This window comes from Micromonospora sp. NPDC051006 (assembly GCF_044456245.1).
Classification (GTDB): Bacteria; Actinomycetota; Actinomycetes; order Mycobacteriales; family Micromonosporaceae; genus Micromonospora.
On the sequence record NZ_JBITFP010000018.1, the window covers coordinates 41959 to 59432 of the forward strand.

General features: G+C 69.7%; 16 protein-coding genes. 8 read left to right on the plus strand and 8 right to left on the minus strand.

From position 1 onward, the window contains the following. Positions 1 to 76: 76 nt before the first annotated feature. Both mmsA and mmsB read left to right on the plus strand, forming a co-directional pair. A complete protein-coding gene (gene mmsA / locus ACIBBA_RS23835) occupies positions 77 to 1615 on the plus strand; it encodes a multiple monosaccharide ABC transporter ATP-binding protein (RefSeq protein WP_396700174.1) in 1539 nt (512 codons plus the stop codon). Next, positions 1612 to 2862: a multiple monosaccharide ABC transporter permease gene (mmsB, locus tag ACIBBA_RS23840; protein WP_396700175.1), complete on the plus strand. Its 1251-nt coding sequence runs from the start codon at positions 1612 to 1614 to the stop codon at positions 2860 to 2862. Before mmsA ends, mmsB begins: the two co-directional genes overlap by 4 nt. Positions 2863 to 2892: 30 nt before the next feature. Here the strand turns inward: mmsB and ACIBBA_RS23845 are convergent, their stop codons facing one another. Both ACIBBA_RS23845 and ACIBBA_RS23850 read right to left on the minus strand, forming a co-directional pair. Continuing rightward, on the minus strand, positions 2893 to 3312 hold the full coding sequence (locus ACIBBA_RS23845; RefSeq protein ID WP_396700176.1) for a hypothetical protein: 420 nt from the start codon (positions 3310 to 3312) through the stop codon (positions 2893 to 2895). Between the two features lie 726 nt (positions 3313 to 4038). Beyond that, positions 4039 to 5034, minus strand: coding sequence for a DMT family transporter (locus ACIBBA_RS23850; RefSeq protein ID WP_396700177.1), 996 nt, complete (start codon positions 5032 to 5034; stop codon positions 4039 to 4041). Between the two features lie 247 nt (positions 5035 to 5281). On the opposite strand from ACIBBA_RS23850, the gene ACIBBA_RS23855 reads away from it, so the two are divergent. After that, positions 5282 to 6532 carry an MFS transporter gene (locus tag ACIBBA_RS23855; protein ID WP_396700178.1) on the plus strand — a complete coding sequence of 417 codons (1251 nt, stop codon included), beginning with the start codon at positions 5282 to 5284 and terminating at the stop codon, positions 6530 to 6532. A 16-nt stretch (positions 6533 to 6548) separates the two neighbouring features. On the opposite strand, the gene ACIBBA_RS23860 is transcribed toward ACIBBA_RS23855, so the two are convergent. Further along, positions 6549 to 7097 (minus strand): RNA polymerase sigma factor, encoded by a 549-nt coding sequence (locus ACIBBA_RS23860; protein ID WP_396700179.1) that lies wholly within the window; start codon positions 7095 to 7097, stop codon positions 6549 to 6551. Between the two features lie 85 nt (positions 7098 to 7182). On the opposite strand from ACIBBA_RS23860, the gene ACIBBA_RS23865 reads away from it, so the two are divergent. Beyond that, positions 7183 to 8580, plus strand: a complete 1398-nt coding sequence (locus ACIBBA_RS23865; protein WP_396700267.1) for a serine/threonine-protein kinase — start codon at positions 7183 to 7185, stop codon at positions 8578 to 8580. 6 nt (positions 8581 to 8586) lie between these two features. Here ACIBBA_RS23865 and ACIBBA_RS23870 read toward each other — a convergent pair whose 3' ends face one another. The 4 genes from ACIBBA_RS23870 to ACIBBA_RS23885 form a co-directional block, all read right to left on the minus strand. Beyond that, on the minus strand, positions 8587 to 9351 hold the full coding sequence (locus ACIBBA_RS23870; protein ID WP_396700180.1) for a hypothetical protein: 765 nt from the start codon (positions 9349 to 9351) through the stop codon (positions 8587 to 8589). 91 nt (positions 9352 to 9442) lie between these two features. After that, entirely contained in the window at positions 9443 to 11395 is a 1953-nt protein-coding gene (locus tag ACIBBA_RS23875; protein ID WP_396700182.1) for a hypothetical protein, read from the minus strand. Between the two features lie 174 nt (positions 11396 to 11569). Beyond that, positions 11570 to 12874, minus strand: a complete 1305-nt coding sequence (locus ACIBBA_RS23880) for an alpha/beta hydrolase (RefSeq protein ID WP_396700183.1) — start codon at positions 12872 to 12874, stop codon at positions 11570 to 11572. A 174-nt stretch (positions 12875 to 13048) separates the two neighbouring features. After that, entirely contained in the window at positions 13049 to 13318 is a 270-nt protein-coding gene (locus tag ACIBBA_RS23885; protein WP_396700184.1) for an isocitrate lyase/phosphoenolpyruvate mutase family protein, read from the minus strand. A 90-nt stretch (positions 13319 to 13408) separates the two neighbouring features. Here ACIBBA_RS23885 and ACIBBA_RS23890 point away from each other — a divergent pair, with 90 nt between their 5' ends. From ACIBBA_RS23890 to ACIBBA_RS23905, 4 genes are all read left to right on the plus strand, one after another. Further along, positions 13409 to 14338, plus strand: coding sequence for a bile acid:sodium symporter family protein (locus tag ACIBBA_RS23890; protein ID WP_396700185.1), 930 nt, complete (start codon positions 13409 to 13411; stop codon positions 14336 to 14338). Positions 14339 to 14397: 59 nt separating this feature from the next. After that, entirely contained in the window at positions 14398 to 15375 is a 978-nt protein-coding gene (locus tag ACIBBA_RS23895) for an aldo/keto reductase (protein ID WP_396700186.1), read from the plus strand. 135 nt (positions 15376 to 15510) lie between these two features. Then, the gene (locus ACIBBA_RS23900) at positions 15511 to 16305 is read left to right on the plus strand and encodes a S1 family peptidase (protein WP_396700187.1); all 795 of its coding nucleotides are present in this window, start codon (positions 15511 to 15513) and stop codon (positions 16303 to 16305) included. 154 nt (positions 16306 to 16459) lie between these two features. After that, positions 16460 to 17068 (plus strand): hypothetical protein, encoded by a 609-nt coding sequence (locus ACIBBA_RS23905; RefSeq protein WP_396700188.1) that lies wholly within the window; start codon positions 16460 to 16462, stop codon positions 17066 to 17068. Positions 17069 to 17079: 11 nt separating this feature from the next. On the opposite strand, the gene ACIBBA_RS23910 is transcribed toward ACIBBA_RS23905, so the two are convergent. Then, positions 17080 to 17409, minus strand: a complete 330-nt coding sequence (locus ACIBBA_RS23910) for a nuclear transport factor 2 family protein (RefSeq protein ID WP_396700189.1) — start codon at positions 17407 to 17409, stop codon at positions 17080 to 17082. Between the last annotated feature and the right edge of the window lie 65 nt (positions 17410 to 17474).

The window sequence follows — 17474 nt, forward strand, 5'->3', positions numbered from 1 at the left end:
CACCGGGCCCGGCGGTCACCGCCGGGCCCGGTGTCACGACGTACCGCGTCCGGATCTGACGATGAGGACAGTGACCATGGACGACACCATTCTCGAGATGCGTCGCATCACGAAGACCTTCCCCGGGGTGACCGCGCTCGAGGACGTGAACCTCGCGGTGCGCCGGGGGGAGATCCACGCCATCTGCGGCGAGAACGGTGCCGGCAAGTCCACCCTGATGAAGGTGCTGTCGGGCGTCCACCCGACCGGCACGTACGACGGCGAGATCCTCTTCGACGGCAAGCCCATGCAGTTCCGGGGTATCCGGGACAGCGAGGCCAACGGCATCGTCATCATCCACCAGGAACTCGCCCTGGTGCCGTACCTGTCGATCGCCGAGAACCTCTTCCTCGGCAACGAGCGGCGCGGCCGCGGCGGGCTCATCGACTGGAACCGGGCCAACGCCGATGCGGCGGAGCTGCTGGCGTCCGTCGGGTTGCACGAGAATCCGGTCACCCCGGTCATCCAGCTCGGGGTGGGCAAGCAGCAACTGGTGGAGATCGCCAAGGCGCTGTCGAAGAAGGTGCGCCTGCTCATCCTGGACGAGCCGACCGCCGCCCTCAACGAGGTCGACTCGGCTCACCTGCTCGACCTGTTGCGGCAGCTCAGGGACCAGGGGATCACCTGCATCATGATCTCCCACAAGCTCAACGAGATCACCGCCATCGCCGACTCGACCACCGTCATCCGCGACGGACGTACCGTCGAGACCCTCGACATGCGCGCCGACGAGGTGACCCAGGGACGGATCATCCGAGGCATGGTCGGGCGTGACCTGGACAGCTTCTACCCCGACCGGGAGTCGTCGCCGGGCGCGGAAGTGCTACGGATCGAGGACTGGACGGTGCGACATCCGGTCCAGGACCGGATGGTCGTCGAGGGCGTCGGCCTGTCCGTGCGGGCCGGTGAGGTCGTCGGCATCGCGGGGCTGATGGGGGCTGGCCGGACCGAGCTGGCGATGAGCGTGTTCGGCCGGTCGTACGGCCGCGACGTCAGCGGGCGGCTGCTCATGCACGGGCGGGAGGTCCACGCCCGTACCGTCAGCGAGGCGATCGACCACGGCATCGCCTACGTGACCGAGGACCGCAAGCGGTTCGGCCTGAACCTCATCGACGACGTCCGCCGCAACGTCTCCGCCGCCGCGTTGGCCAGGCTGGCTCGGCTGGGCTGGGTCAACGGCAATGAGGAGATCAAGGTCGCCGAGCAGAGCCGGCGGGAGATGAACATCAAGGCGCCCAGCGTCATGGCGGTGGTCGGCAAGCTCTCCGGGGGCAACCAGCAGAAGGTCGTGCTGTCGAAGTGGCTGTTCACCGACCCGGACGTGTTGATCCTGGATGAACCGACACGCGGGATCGACGTCGGGGCGAAGTACGAGATCTACACGATCATCAATCGGCTGGTGGCCGACGGTAAGGCGGTGATCATCATCTCCTCCGAACTGCCGGAGCTGCTCGGGATGTGCGACCGCATCTACACCCTGGCGGCCGGCCGGATCACCGGTGAGCTGCCGGCGAGCGAGGCGACCCAGGAGAGCCTCATGGAGCTGATGACCAAGGACAAGGAGCTCATCGGATGACCAGCACCACGACTCCCTCGACGGAGCGCCCGACGCCCCCCGACGGCACGTCGGCCGCCGCCCTGCACACCGGGACGAGCGACCTGCGGGCGCTGGTGCTGAACAACCTGCGGCAGAGCGGGATCTACGTCGCCCTGGTCGTCATCGTCGCCCTCTTCGCGATCCTGACCGACGGGGTGTCGCTGAGCCCCGGGAACATCACCAACGTCGTCCTGCAGTACTCGTACATCCTGGTGCTCGCGATCGGCATGGTCATCCTGATCATCGGCGGGCACATCGACCTGTCGGTGGGGTCGGTGGTGGCGCTGACCGGCGCGGTCTCCGCCGTCCTGGTGATCCAGCAGGGCTACCCGTGGTGGGTCGGCATCCTGGCCGCGCTGGTCGTCGGCGTCGCGGTCGGCGCGTGGCACGGCTTCTGGGTGGCGTACGTCGGCATCCCGGCCTTCATCGTGACCCTCGCCGGGATGCTGCTGTTCCGCGGTCTCACCCTGCGCGTGCTCGACAACATCTCGCTGTCGCCGTTCCCGGCCGAGTACCAGCGCGTCGCGGCGGGATTCCTCAACGGCCTGCTCGGCGGGCAGGGCTACGACGCGTTCACGCTGCTCATCGGCGCCGTGGCCGTGGCCGGGTACGCGGTGAGCGGCTTCCGCACCCGCGTCGCGCGGATCCGGTACCAGCAGCCCGTCGAGTCGTTCCCGCTGTTCGTCGCCCGGGTCGCCGTGGTCGGCGCGGTGATCATGTACTTCGCGTGGCAGTTGGCGCACGCCCGTGGGCTTCCGATCGTGCTGATCGTGCTGGCGGTCCTGGTGCTGGTCTACGGCCTGCTCACCCGGCGTACCGTCTTCGGTCGGCAGGTCTACGCGATCGGCGGCAATCTCTCGGCCGCGGCGCTGTCGGGGGTGAAGGTCCGCACGGTCAACTTCTGGATGTTCGTCAACATGGGCTTCCTGGCAGCGGTGGCCGGCGTCATCTACTCCTCGCGGTCCAACGGGGCGCAGCCGGCAGCCGGCAACATGTTCGAGCTCGACGCGATCGCCGCCGCCTTCATCGGTGGCGCAGCGGTCACCGGCGGGGTGGGCACCGTGGTGGGCGCGATGGTGGGCGGTCTGATCATGGCGGTGATGAGCAACGGCATGCAGCTGATGGGGGTCGACCAGTCGACGCAGTCGGTGGTGAAGGGGCTCGTCCTGCTCGTCGCCGTGGCCTTCGACGTCTACAACAAGCGCCGGGCCGGCACGGCCCGCTGAGGGCCGCTGTGACGCCCCATGAAAGGGGGCTCAGAGCCGTTCGGCGTGCCGTTCGAGTAGGTATCCGCCGAGCGCGAGCGCGATCAGGGCGTCCTGGGTGACCAGTGAGGCGGGCAGTCCGAGAAGCCGGATCGGGGGACCGCCCTCCTCGTCGGGGGACGTGCCCGGCACAGCGAGGGTCAGGTTGAAGGCGCCGTAACGCAGCAGCGGCAGCAGCGCGGCCATCCCGGTCGCCAGCCTCCGATCGTGGCGTACCGCCCGGGTGAGCAGCCAGAGCATCACCAGGCCCGAGGCGCTCACTCCGACCACCTCCGCGGTGCCGTGCCAGCGGGCGTGCGGCCCGTAACCTGGCCCGAAGGTGTGGCGTCGATTCCAGTCGGCCAGCCACGGCGCCACCGTCATCCCCGCGGCACTGCAGAGCAGAAGATATCGACCCCACCTCGATCGCATGCGCTCTCCCTCACGCTCCGGGCTCCCTCGCTCACAGTAGGTGAGATAACCCGGGTCGAAGCGGCTGTTACTCCTCATGCTGCCCGTCGTGAGCGCTCAACGCGTGCGCCACCGGGGTAGGGCGTGCCCTCACCAACGGTGCTGGTTGGCCCAGGCCGAACGATGTCCTCGGCCGGCGGGCGCGGTCTGTCCGCCCGTGCTGTTACCTTGCCGGCGTGAACGATCAGTTGACGTGGATCGACCGGATCGTCGACGTCACCGGATGGCGCCACGAGGCTGCGGGTGGTGCCGGCTGGGAGCGGGTGGAGGCCGAACTCGGCGTCACGCTGCCCGGGGACTTCAAGGAGTTGTGCCGGCGGTTCGTGCCGGGCCTCTTCATGGCGCACCTTGACCTGCTGCGACCGACCACCGATCACGACTCGACGTCGATGCTCCGGTGGTGGAATTCCATGCGGCACTGGTTGAGCGAGCATGACGACTCCCGGGCGGACTGGTACGCCCCCTACGAGCTGTACGAGCCCGGCGTGCGCCCTGGGCTGATCGAGTGGGGTCACGACTCGTCCGGCGGTCAGTACTACTGGCTCGCGGATCGCTCCGTGCAGCCCGAGCGGTGGCCGGTGGTGGCTCGGCACGACCCTCCTCATCCGTGGCACCGGTTCGACATGTCGATGACGGAGTTCGTCTACCGCATGCTCGCGGACCCGGAGTTGGCGTCCTTCTCGATGGTCACTCCGGCGTGGCGGCCGTTCTACCTGCCGTACTGGCAGCCGTTTCCGGCCACTGCTGAGGAGTGGGACGCTCTCGGCGACCCGACCCGGGGTTCACCGCCGGTGCCGGCGACCGATGCCGCCAACGGGTGAGGCCGACCCCGACGAGTACGACCGCCATCCCCGCCGCCGTCCGCAGGCTGAATGCCTCGTCGAGGACGACGACTCCGAGCGCCACCGAGACGACCGGCAGCAGATAGCCGACCGTCGCCGTGTTGGTGGCGCCCTCGGCGGCGATGGTCCGATAGGTGAGGTGGAAGGTGATTCCGGTGGCGACGACGCCCAGGATCACCACCGCGATCAGGGTCTTCGGGCCGATCTCGGGCACGGGCAGGCCGCCGGCCGGCAGGGTCAGCGCGGTCAGACCGGTCGCCGCGACGAGCTGCGCCGCGGACAGTGAGATGGTGGGGATGCCCCTGCCGACCAAGTTGCGGGCCATGAACGCGAAGCCGGCGGCATAGCTGGCCGCGGCCGTGAGGACGGCGAGCGCGCCCCAGCCGACCGGCCCCGTCGTCCGCCACGGCGCGAAGATCAGCACGACCCCGGCGAATCCGAGGAGGAGCCCGACCAACCGGACCGGCCGCAGCCCGCGCTCGGCGCCGATCAGGACGCCGATCAGCAGCGCCCACAGCGGGGTGGTCGCGTTCAGCACGCCGGCCAGACCGGAGTCGATGCTCTGTTGGCCGATGCTGAACATGGCGAAGGGCAGGGCGTTGCAGAGGAAGGCGGCCACGACGAGGTGACCCCAGGTCGCCCGGTCCCGGGGCAGCCGCCGACCGGAAGCGAGGCAGGCGACCAGCAGCGCGGCCGACCCGAGCACGCACCGACTGAGGGTCACCTGCACCGGGGTCAGCGCGTCCAGTGCCAGCTCGATCCAGAGGAAGGTCGATCCCCACAACAGCGCGAGCACGCCGATCCGCGCCGACGCCCACGTCCTGCCACTGACACCGTTCACCGTGAATCTCCTTGATCAGTCCACCTGAACGGTGCCGCTCCCGACATTGGTAGGACAAGCGACAGATTCTGCATCTCCGTTAAGTTGCGCTACATATTGCGGGCCCGGCGACTGCCGGTTCCGCAGGTAATTCGCGTCACCCGGCCACCTCTCGTTGAGTGATCGGTAACAACCGAGGGGCACCATGGCCCGAGCCCCGCCTCCATACCGTCGTGGAAATTCGGTCCCTACGCGGGGCGGCAACGCCATGACGAGCGGAGACATCATCATCGTGAGCACCACCCAGGTCCGACCCACGCGGCAGGACGCGCCCGACGCACGCGGTCCGGCCGGGGCGGCGCTGTTCGCGCTGGCGATCGGCGGCTTCGGCATCGGCACCACCGAGTTCGCCACCATGGGCCTGCTGCCCCAGATGGCCGACGAGATGCACGTCTCCATCCCGGTGATGGGGCACGGCATCACCGCGTACGCCCTGGGGGTCGTCGTCGGCGCGCCGGTCATCGCGGCCCTCGCGGCCCGGGTGCCGCGGCGCGGACTGTTGCTCGTGCTCATGCTCGCCTTCGTGGTGGGCAACGCGCTGACCGCTCTCGCGCCGGGCGTCTGGACGCTGGTCGGCGCCCGGTTCCTGACCGGTCTGCCGCACGGCGCGTACTTCGGCATCGCCTCCGTCGTGGCGGCCGGGCTCGTCCCGCCGGACCGCAAGGGCCGGGGAGTGGGTCGCGTGATGGTCGGGCTGACCGTGGCCAACATCGTCGGCGTACCGTTCGTCACGCTCGCCGGGCAGGTGTTCGGCTGGCGCGCCTCGTACGCGCTGGTTGCCGCCATCGGCGTCGTGACGATCCTTGCCGTCCGGCGGTGGGTGCCGCCCGTGGCCGCCGTGCCCGGCGCCAGCATCGCCCGGGAGTTGGGTGCGTTCCGCCGGGTACACGTGTGGATCGCGCTGCTCACCGGCACCGTGGGCTTCGGTGGCATGTTCGCGGTCTACAGCTACGTCGCGCCGACCCTCACCGATGTCGCGGGGCTACCGACCCGGGCGGTGCCGTGGGTCCTCGCCGTCTTCGGCCTGGGGATGACCGTCGGCGCGCTGCTCGGCGGGCGGCTGGCGGACCGGTCGGCGCTGGGCACGCTCATCGGCTCGCTCGTCGCGATGACCGCGGTCCTCGCGCTCTACGCGCTCACCGCCTCGTCACCGGTCGCCGCCGTGCTGCTCATCTTCGCGATCGGGCTGGTGTGTCAGGTGCTCGGCGCGGGCCTCACGATCCGGCTCATGGAAGCCTCGCCGGACGCGCCCGCGCTGGCGGCCTCGTCGAACCACTCCGCGCTCAACCTGGCCAACGCGATCGGGGCGTGGCTGGGCGGCGTCGTGATCGCGGGCGGCCACGGGTACCTGGCAACGGCGTGGGTCGGCGCGCTGCTGTCGGTCGCCGGACTGCTGTTCGTGGGCGGCACGACGCTGGTGCCGCGCCTGGCGCGCGGGCACGCCGCGGGTCGTGCCTGACGCAGCCACTCGCGGGTCACTCGCCCTCCAGCGAGCGGCGTACGTGTTGGCGGGCGTGGTGGACCCGTGACTTCACGGTGCCGACGGGTACGTCGAGTTGCTGGGCGATCTCGGCGTAGTCGAGCTGGCACAGGTCCCGCAGCACGAACGCGGTGACCAGGTCGGGCCGCTGCGACTCCAGGCGATCCAGCGCGTCCAGCAGATCGAGCCGGGAGCCGGCGATGACGCTGGTGGTGCGCGGGTCGGGGCTGTCCATCAGCAGCTCCGAACCGGCCTGCTCGGCCGCGCGCCGCTTCAGCGATCGATAGGTTTGCCGAGCGCAGTTGGCGACCACGATGTACAGCCAGGTCGAGAATCGTGACCGCCCCTCGAATCGGGTGATGCCCTGCGCCACCTGAAGCAGCGCGTCCTGGCAGGCCTCCTCGGCGTCCTGGCGACAGAGCAGAAGCCGCCCGCACTGCCGGAGTACGTCCGGCCTGATCCGGGTGAGCAAGGTGTCGAGCGCGTGAGTGTCACCCGCTGCGGCCTCGCGGGCCAGTTCCTCGATCTCGGTGTTACGCGCCATGCGTCTGCCATCTCATGAACTGTGTCGTCGAGCCGTCATCTCGCGGTTGGCGATGTGGCGCGGGCCTACACTGCGGTGGGTGTTGATGCCTGAGCTCATCGGCCGCTATCGGGTCCGGAGGCGCCTCGGATCCGGTGCCTTCGCCACCGTGTGGCTCGCGGACGACGATGTCCTGCGTACGCCGGTCGCGGTGAAGGTGCTGGCCGACAACTGGGCGCACCAGTCGGACATCCGGGCCCGGTTCACCGAGGAGGCCCGCATCATGCGGCGGGCCGAGTCGGATCGGCTGGTCCGCGTGCTCGACGTGGGCGAGCTGCCCGACGGGCGCCCCTACCTGGTGATGACGTATGCCTCCGGCGGCACCCTCGCGGAGCGGCTGAGCGCCGGACCGCTGCCACCGCCAGAGGCGATGCGGATCGCCGCCGAACTCGCGAGGGGGGTGGCGATGCTGCACGAGCTCGGCGTCGTTCATCGCGACCTCACACCGTCGAACGTACTCTTCGCGGGGGCCGGACCCGCGGAGCGCGTACTGGTGGGCGATCTCGGGTTGGCCAAGGCGCTCGCGCATGCGTCCGGGTTCACCGTCGTCGCCGGATCGCCCGGATACATGGCGCCGGAGCAGGCCCGCGTCGGTGGTGGCATCGACGCCCGGGCCGACGTGTACGCCCTCGGCGCGCTGACGTACCACATGCTCACCGGGCGGCCACCCACCCTGCCGGCATCCGTGCGGGACGTGGCATCGGCGGCCGCCATGCCGGTGGCACGACCGTCGAAGGTGCGCGCCGGCGTGCCGCCCCGAGTCGACCCCGTGGTGTTGCGGGCCCTCCAGCCCAGCCCGGGGAAACGGTGGCCGTCCGCCCTCGCCTTCGCCGATGCGCTGGACACCGCGGCGGCGGCGCCCGTCCGGCCGCGCGTCCGCATTCGTCGACTCCTGCTCGTGCCCGCGCTGGTCGCGGCGGTCGGGTCAGCCGGCACCGCCGCCGCCTCCGCGCCTCCGACCGGTCTCAGGTGGGTACGGGTAGCCGACGACACCGGTGGCCTGTCGGTGTCGGTGCCGGTGACCTGGGCCAAGCAGCTCAGAGCCTCGGGCTGGAACCCGCAGGCGATTCGCCTTCCTGCCGGCCACGCGCCCGGCCTGCTCGTCGGCAGCAACCTGACCACCTATTCCGATCCGGCCAGCGCCGTTCCGGGCGTCTTCGTCGGTGCCAGCAGGGCGTTGCGCACCGGCGTTCCCGCCCTGCCCGACCATTCCGGGTGCGTCCAGGAGCCTGACCGGCGGTTCACCATCGGCTCCTGGACGGCCCACGTGCGGCGCTGGAGCGGCTGCGGTGGCACCTCGATCTCCTTCAGCGAGGCCATCATGTCGGCCACCACGGTCGGATACGCCCTCTACGTCCAGGTCCGACAGGTCGATGGAGTCGATCACACCGAGGAGATCATTCGCAGTCTCCGGACCGGGAACTCGTTGGCGCCGGAGGTATGAGCCCAGCTACATCCTGACCCATCTCGATCCGCCGTCGTACCGGTAGCGACGCTTCTCGGTGCCGCCGTCGGCCTTCTTGACGGTGGTCACGATGACGCCCCGTTCCACGGAGTAGCTGGTGAAGGTCATTCTCCTGCCGGGCCCCGGCGGGATGTCGGCCTCGATGAAGGAATGCTCGTAGCGGGTCTTCCGGTCGTATTCGAGCTGGACCACGAGGAGGGCCTGGTGCATGCCGTCACCCCCGCACTCGACGAGGACGAGCGCGTCCTCGGTGGCGAGGCTGTTCGCCGGTTCCTCGGCGATGAAATCCGCGTAGAACGGACGTGCGCCGCCGGGCAGCATCGTGCAGCTGTTGTAGCCGAACGAGGCTTCGCCGTTGTGGAATTCCGCATCGCCGAGATCGAGGAAGTTCATGTCGGCGAGTGAGACGTTCGACCAGTCGGTTCGGCGGATCTCACCCCGTCCCCCGGTAGCCGGCCGGGTAGGGCTCTTCGACGCGCTTGCCGGAGTCCTGACGCCTGCCGGAGTCCTGGAAGGCGACGCAGGCGTGGACGTCGACGTCGCCGCCGGGGTCGAGCCGGCGGTCGAGGTTGTCGCCGGGCTGCCGGCCGGTCCGGCGTCTCCGCCGACCCGATCCACGCCGGACGCGCAACCGCCGACCATCGAGAAGCCGAGCACGGCCGTCAGCAACTTGAGGCGCATGAGAACTCCCTCCACCGCAGTCATATCGCAGGTGTCAGGTGTGATGCTCGGATCGAGGTCGGAGTTCACGACAGCCGCCTACCAATTTTCAGCGCCGGACGCCCGGCCTGCTGGCGGTGTTTGTTGAAGGTGAGCAGAGCGGCTGGGGTTCCAGCCAGGGCTACTTATCTGTGCGGCTCAGGGTACGGCTGACAGCCGGAAGCACCGCTAGCACGAGGGCGTAGCCGAGGATCTGCAGGCTGAACGCTACGGCGTAGTGAATGCCGGTGAGGGCGAGATCTCTCCGAATGCCGAAGGGTGCGGTCGGCACGGTGGCGTCCAAGGCGAGTAGTAGCGCGTTGACGTTGCCGTCGTCGGCGGGTACGGCGGGGGCGGTGTCGCGCAGAAGCGCCGCTCCTGCGACGACGGCGATAACCAGCCAGCAAAAGGCCCGCCAGGGAACGTATCCGTAGCCGGAGAGACCGTCGCTGAGCCAACCGGGGATACGCCAAGCCATGGCTAGCAGGGGACGAAGGTAGCGCCCGGCCCGCCAGGTATTGGGTGTCGTACGGCGGCGTGTGCGTTGCTTGGCGAGTAGGACCCGGCGGGCATCGCGGTCGTGGCCGATGCTGCGGTAGTAGGCGGCCAGGTGTTCGTAGGGTTGAGGGTGGAAGCCCGCAGGGTCGTGGCGTAGCCAGGCGATGCGCTGCCGTACAGGTGGTTCGGGATCGGGGTCCAGGTCTGTGTAGTTCAGCCCTGCCAATCGGGTCGGCGGCTGACTAGCTACCGCCGGCAGGTGCAGGGTGCCCAAGCGGGCGCGGCTTAGGTCGATGTGACCGTCTACTCGTGAGGGCAGACGCAGATATGGGCACTCAACGCTTTCTAATTCCAACGCGAGTTCATTCGGATGAGCCAGGCTGGCGCTGGCGAAGGAAAGCTGTCCGGCGATGTGCGCACCGATGAGACGTACGCCGCCGACGGTGGTGAACCGGTCGGTGCAGGACATTCCTTGCGTGACTGTCAAGCCGTCGGCGATGAGCGCGTTGCCGTCGGGGTTGGTCAGGGTTGCGCCATCGAAGGAAAGCCTCCCGGCGATGTGCGCGCCGATGAGGCGTAGCTCACCGGCAGCGGTCAAATTGGTGCAGGACATACCCTGGTCCACGGTGAGCCGGTCGGCGTACAACGTGTTGCCGCCGGGGTTGGTCAGGGTGGCGCCGTCGAAGAAGACCTCCCCGCCGATGTGCGCGCCGATAAGGCGTACCTCGCCGACTGCAGTAAATCCGCCGGTGCAGAACATTCCTTGGTCGACAGTGACCTGGTCGGCGCTGAGGGCATCGCCGCCGGGGTTGGTCAGGGTGGCGCCGATGAGGGAGAGCACTCCACCCACGCGCGCTCCGAGGAAGCGCACCTCGCCGGTGGCAGCAAATCCATTGCTGCAGAAGAAGTCTTGGTCGACCGTGAGCCCGTCAGCGTTGAATGCGTTGCCGCCGGGGTTGTCTAAGTTGGCTCCGCTAAGCCTGAGCTGACCCCCGATGTGCGCTCCGATGAGTTGGACCTCGCCCGTGGCGACGAACCCATTGGTGCAAATTAGATCTTGATCGACTCTCAGCCCGTCGGCGCTGAGAGCCTCGCCGTCGGCGTTACTCAGGGTGGCGCCTTCGAATGATAAATGTCCGCCGATGTGTGCACCTCGGAGACTGACCGAAGCCCCGCTCTGACTTTGACCAAACGACACCGAGCCACGAGTCTGCCACTCGAATCCGATCAGCCCAGGCAGACGTGTGTTGCGGAACGCGGTAGGTCCCGTGGACGCGTTGGCCAAGTTTGGGGGCTTGTCAAGCCAGCACCGCGTGAGGACAAGCTGATACTCCGTCTGACCGGCGCACAGGTCCAGCCGGCCGATGATGCGCGCGCCTGTCAGTGCAACCTGGGCCACGTAACCAGGCTCCGCCTCACGTAGCCCTAGGAGCAGGTGTGCGATGAGTTCGCCACGTACTTGACGACCCTCGTGCCACCAGTCGGGATCAAATCCCTCCGCCGTCGGGTCACCGTGGCCCAGGTTGACTCGCGCTCCCCGCGGGAAAGCCTCCCAAAGCTTACGCTCGGCGTCGTTCAGCAAGTCCGATTGCTGCATGCCGTCCCCTCTAGGCGCGATCGCCGGATCACGAGTAGCGCTCCCCGCGCATCGCCAGGGCGCACCGCCATGATTGCCGTCGCAGTCAAGTGACTGATGTCAACGGCTCCGCCCCGACGGCGGACGACGCCAGTCGACCTTCCTCCAGCTGCGCGCCCGGCCCGCGGCTCCCGATCAGAAGTCGTCGACGTTCACCGTCACCCGATGCCCGCTGGCCTTCCAGTTGGGAACGTTGACCACGTCGTAACCGCCGCCGCGATGGCCCACCGCGACCGAGACGAGGCCGAGGTGGGCCGGCGTGGCCGGGATGAACACGTCCATGCCGGTGATGAAGGTCTGGCTGAAGAACTCCGGCAGGGGAGCGGACAGGTCGGTGACACCGTCGCTGCCGTCGTCGAACGCGAAGAGCGCTATCGTCCGCTTGACGCGTGGTGTGTTCGCGGGGTTCAGGACGGACCGACCGTTGATCCAGAGGTCGTCGCCGGCGTCACCCTGGTCACCCCACCACTCCTTCTGACGTTGGATCGTCAGCGCGGTGTGCCGGTCGCTGGTGTCGACCAGGCCGCTGAGGCCCTCGCCCGGCCGGCTGGTCGCCAGGCGTACGAACGAGTCGGACCGCAGGAACGGTTGGAAGTAGAAGTGGTGCGTCGCCGCACCGGTACGCACGATCGCGAACTCGTAGCGGGCGGTGGCGAGTACCGGGAACGGTCCGAACGAGCCGTCGCCGGTCAGTGTCGCCCGGTGCGTGGGCCGGCTCGAGAGCCGAGCGCCCGTCAGCGGGCTGACCGGGTAGACCTCGAGCGTCGCGTCGGTGACGCCGGCGTTGCTCGGAAAGAGCGCCGCGCGGCCGGACACCCGGGCGGTGCCGAAGAGCTGGGGCACGATCCGCGTCGTGTGTGGTGCCCGGCCCCGGAAGAACCGGAAGACCTCGCCGAACGACTCCGCTGACGACACGATCTGCGTGTGGGACTGCTCCGGGAAGCGCACGTTCGTCGCGCCCACGATGGCCCGGGCCGGGTCGCCCTCGCCCCAGATCGCGAGCGTCGGCACGCCACCCGGTGGTGCCGCCGCGACACGCCCGTCCAGGTTCACGTAGTGCGCGACCCGGGCGGCCCGGGCCGGCGAGCTGGTGAGGTAGCCCTGCAGGACGAAGGTGCCGAGGGAGTGCGCGAGCAGGTCGACCTTGTCGGCGCCGGTCGCCGTCAGCAGGCGGGAGATGCGCGCGTCCAGCCCCGCGTACACCTGGGGCAGGATCGTGGCGATGTTCGGCGAGTCGTACTCGTGCGCCTCGATGATGTCGATCAGGTAGCCGTTGCTGGCCAGGCGCTTGGCCTGGGTCTGGAACTGCGACGCCGATCCGGCGCTGCCGTGCACGAAGATCACCGGGCGGTACCCGGCGGTGCCGGCCTCGGCGGCGGACGGGACGGCGGCGACGGCGAGGCCGGCTGCGAGCGCGGCCCCGGCCATCAGGGCGAGCACTCTTCGGCGACGAGAACGCATCGATCCTCCAGGTGTGGACCCAGTTTCTGCACTGAGAGCGCAAGTATCTTCTCAGTGCCGAGGCCGGCGGTCCACACCTTCGCTCCGTTGGAAGAACGATGGCGGTGAGCGTGGACCGCTGCCGAAGTCGCCCGCGACGGCTCCGGCAGCGGTTCAGCGAGGGTTGGCGAGATCGCCGATCAGGCCGGCGAGGTGGGCTCGGGTGCTCTGGTAGAGCTGGGCGCCGAAGCTGATCCGGGCCACGCCGAGCCCGGCCAGCCGGGCGACGGTGAACCCCTTGCCGGCGAGGATGTTGACCGGCACGCCGGCGGACGCGACGAGCTCGGCGATCTCGGTCTCGTCGCGCAGCAGGATCGGGTAGACACAGTCGGCGCCCGCCGCCCGGTAGCGGCGCGCCCGCCGGATCGTCTCAGCCGCCGGCACGGTCGCCGCCCACGGGGTCGGCGGCCGGCGGTCGTGCCGAGCCGGATGGGGGATTGTGGGGGCGTTACCCGGTGGTAACGATGTGGTGTCATGGACTCGGCCCTGACCCTGATCGGTCTGCCCATCGCCCTCGGCATCATCATGCTCGGCCTGGGTCTCGGGCTGACCACCGAGGACTTCCGTCGGGTGGCCCAGCATCCGAGGGCCGCCGTCATCGCGCTGGTGTGCCAGGTGGTGGTGCTGCCGGTGATCTGTTTCGGCCTGGTGCTCGCCTTCGACCTGGCACCGGAGCTGGCCGTCGGGATGATGCTGCTGGCCGCCTCGCCCGGCGGCACCACGGCCAACCTCTACAGCCATCTGTTCGGCGGGCACGTCGCCCTGAACATCACCCTGACCGCCATCAACTCGGTGATCGCCGTGTTCGTCCTGCCGATCGTGGTCAACCTGTCGGCGGCCCACTTCCTCGCCGACGCGACGAGCATCGGCCTGCAGTTCGACAAGGTGCTGCAGGTCTTCGCCATCGTGCTCATCCCGGTCGCGATCGGCATGCTGGTCCGGGCCAGGGCGCCCCGCGTCGCCGAACGCCTGAACCGCCCGGTGCGGATCCTGTCCGTGGTCGTGCTCGTCGCGGTGATCGCCGGCGCCGTGCTCGGCGAGCGCGAGAACATCGCCGACTACTTCGTCTCGGTCGGTCTGGCCGTGCTCGTGTTCAACCTGATCAGCCTCGCGATCGGCTACGGGGTGCCGCGGGCGGCCGGGGTCGACCGGAGGGCCGCGACGGCGGCCGGGTTCGAGATCGGCATCCACAACAGCACCCTGGCCATCACGATCGCGCTCAGCCCGGCGCTGCTCAACAGCACCCAGATGGCCGTACCGGGCGCCGTCTACGGAATCGTCATGTTCTTCACCGCCGCGGCCTTCGGCTATCTGGTGACCCGCGGCGGCGGCCGGCCCGCCGGCACCGAGGCGCCCGGCAGTCGTCCCGAGCAACTTCCGCCGCAGCGGCGCGACCTGGTGTAGCGGACCACAGGTGACAGCGGCGACCGGCGGACCGCCGGGGCCGCGCTAGCGTTGCCGCCATGCGTACCACCACGCTCGGCGAGAACGGCCCCGAGATCGCCGTGATCGGCCTGGGCTGCATGGGAATGAGCCACGGCTACGACCTCAAGGCCGCGCGGGACGACGACACGTCGATCTCGGTCATCCGGCAGGCGCTCGATCTGGGCGCCACGCTGATCGACACCTCGGACGTCTACGGTCCGTACACGAACGAGCGTCTGGTCGGCCGGGCGCTGGCCGGTGGTCACCGCGACCGCGCCGTGCTGGCCACCAAGGTCGGCCTGGTGGTGACCTCGCCGACCGGTGGGCCGGGCAACTCGCCGAGGATCGCGCCCAACGGCCGCCCCGAGCACATCCGCGCGTCGATCGACGAGAGCCTGCGCCGACTCGGCACCGAGCACGTCGACCTCTACCAGCTGCACCGGGTCGATCCGCAGGTGCCGATCGAGGAGTCCTGGGGGGCGATGGCGGAGGTCGTCGCGGCGGGCAAGGCGCGGCAGGTCGGCCTCTCCGAGGTGAGCGTGGAGCAGATCAGGCGCGCGCAGTCGGTGCACCCGGTGGCCTCCGTGCAGTCCGAGCTGTCGCTGTGGACCCGCGACCCGCTGGCCGAGGTGGTGCCGTACTGCGCGGAGCAGGGCATCGCCTTCCTGCCGTTCTCCCCACTGGGCCGCGGCTTCCTCACCGGCCGCTTCACCTCCTTCGACGACCTGCCCGAGGACGACTTCCGCCGCGGCCTGCCGCGTTTCCAGCAGGAGGCGCTGCGCGCGAACCTGAGCATCGCCGCTCGTGTGCGGGAGATCGCGGACGACGCCGGTCGGACCCCCGCCCAGGTCGCGCTGGGCTGGGTGGTCGCTCAGGGCCGGTACGTGGTGCCGATCCCCGGCACCAAGACGCCGACGTACCTGCTCGACAACGTCGCGGCCGGCGACCTCGAACTCGGCCCGGCGGAACTGGCCGAGCTGGACGCCCTGCCCGCCCCGGAGGGCAGCCGCTACTAGGACGCAGCCGGCTTCCATAACGTCGGGATACGACCCAGAGGATATGCCCAACCGATCCATTGATCTCAATATGATTGCCGCAATCTTGAAGCAGGTGCGCACCCGAGGCGTGCCGGTCCTGATGCGGAGGAACGTATGGTTCGCTGGCGCACCCTCACCGGCCTGTTGGCCGCCGCGTTGGCTGCGGTGACCGCGGGCAGCCTCACTCTCGCGGCGCCCGCCGCCGCGGCCGACCCGACGGTCACGCCGAACGTCGTCGGTGGCACCCGCGCCGCCCAGGGCGAGTTCCCGTTCATGGTGCGGCTCTCGATGGGCTGCGGCGGCGCCCTGTACAGCTCGCGGCTGGTCCTCACCGCGGCGCACTGCGTGGGTGCCACCGGCGCCAACACCAGCATCACCGCGACCCTCGGAGTGGTCGACCTGCAGTCGTCGAGCCGGATCACCGTGCGCTCGAACTACGTCTACCGGGCCCCCGGCTACAACGGCAACGGCCGGGACTGGGCGCTGATCCGGCTGGCTACGCCGGTCACCGGGTTGAGCACGCTGAAGATCGCCAACACCACCGCCTACGACAGCGGCACCTTCACCGTCGCGGGCTGGGGCGCCGCCCGGGAAGGCGGCGCGCAGCAGCGCTACCTGCTCAAGGCCACCGTCCCGTTCGTCAGCGACTCGGCCTGCAACTCCTACTACGGCGGCCAGATCATCCCCGCCGAGGAGATCTGCGCCGGCTACGCCAGCGGCGGAGTGGACACCTGCCAGGGTGACTCGGGCGGTCCGATGTTCCGCCGCGACGCCAACAACGCGTGGATCCAGGTCGGCATCGTCAGCTGGGGCAATGGCTGTGCCCGCCCCAACTACCCGGGCGTCTACACCCAGGTCAGCTACTTCGCCTCGGCGATCGCCTCGGCGGCCGCGAGCCTCGGCGGCTGACCGTACGACCGATCGGGCGGCCCGGCTGGTCACCAGCCGGGCCGCCCGCGCGTCTCGTCACCGGCGCGGCCGGACGGCGTGACCGGAGCTCGGCATGGGGCCACGAAAGCGATCTCCGCTTCGTAGGATGGCGCTCCCTGAACCTGGAGCTGCGATGCGTACCCCTATTGTGGCCCTGTTGGCCGCCGGGCTCGTCCTCGGGGGCTGTAGCCCGTCGGCGCCGGCGAGCGTGCCCCCGTCGCAGGCACCGTCGCCGTCGACCGCCGCCGCCATCCCGCAGTACGTCCTGACGGCGCAGCTCTGCTCGCAGATCGACTTCGACGGCCTGAAGCCGGCGCTGCCGCTCTCCGTGGTGGAGGAGGTTTCGAACAACTGGCGCCGACCGGCCAACTTCCAGTTCACCGGCGGTGTCCAGTGCCTGCGCAGCTACGGCGTGGGCAAGCGGTTCGACGTGCTGGTCGCGGTGGGGCTGGCGACCTACCGGTCGCCCGAGGGCGCACGCCTGGCGTACGACACCCGGCTGGTCAAGGAAACCACCGCCGGTTCGCTGCCCGGGGTGGAGCTGATGTCCCAGGCGCACGACGACAGCCAGCATGTGCTCTACCTGCGCGACGGCAACCTCTTCGTCGAGGTCCGCGTCTCACCGTACGGCGATGACAGCACCTTCGCCCAGGTGGGCATCGCGCAGGGCGCCGTCGCGCCGGCGGCCGAGTCGTTCGCGGGGCGGCTGGTCGAGCAACTGCGGGCCGGCCGCAACGCGTAGACGGGCGCGCGTCAGCCGATGCGCAGGCTCGCGATCAGGCCGTCGCGCAGCTGGATGGCCATCGGGCCGGTGCCGTTGTAGCCGTTGCCGGACACCGTGAGGGTGACGACGTAGCTGTCGGGGTCGGGGCCGGGCTCGATCGCGACGAGGTCGAAGTGCGACTGCACGCCGATGTTGTCGCTGCCGTCCCAGTCGCGTACGCCGTCGCGGCCGCGGAACTCGCGGCCCCAGTCGTTGAGGTACGCGTCGTCGGTGAACGCTTCGACGAAGGCGGCCGAGTCGCCGCGGTTGGTCGCCTCGATGAAGGCCCGGATCGCGGGAGGCAGGTCGGTGGTGGTCATCAGCCAATCCTGCCCTGGCTCGGTGACGGGTGACCGCTACGGGTTCCGCGGTCACCCGACTTGAT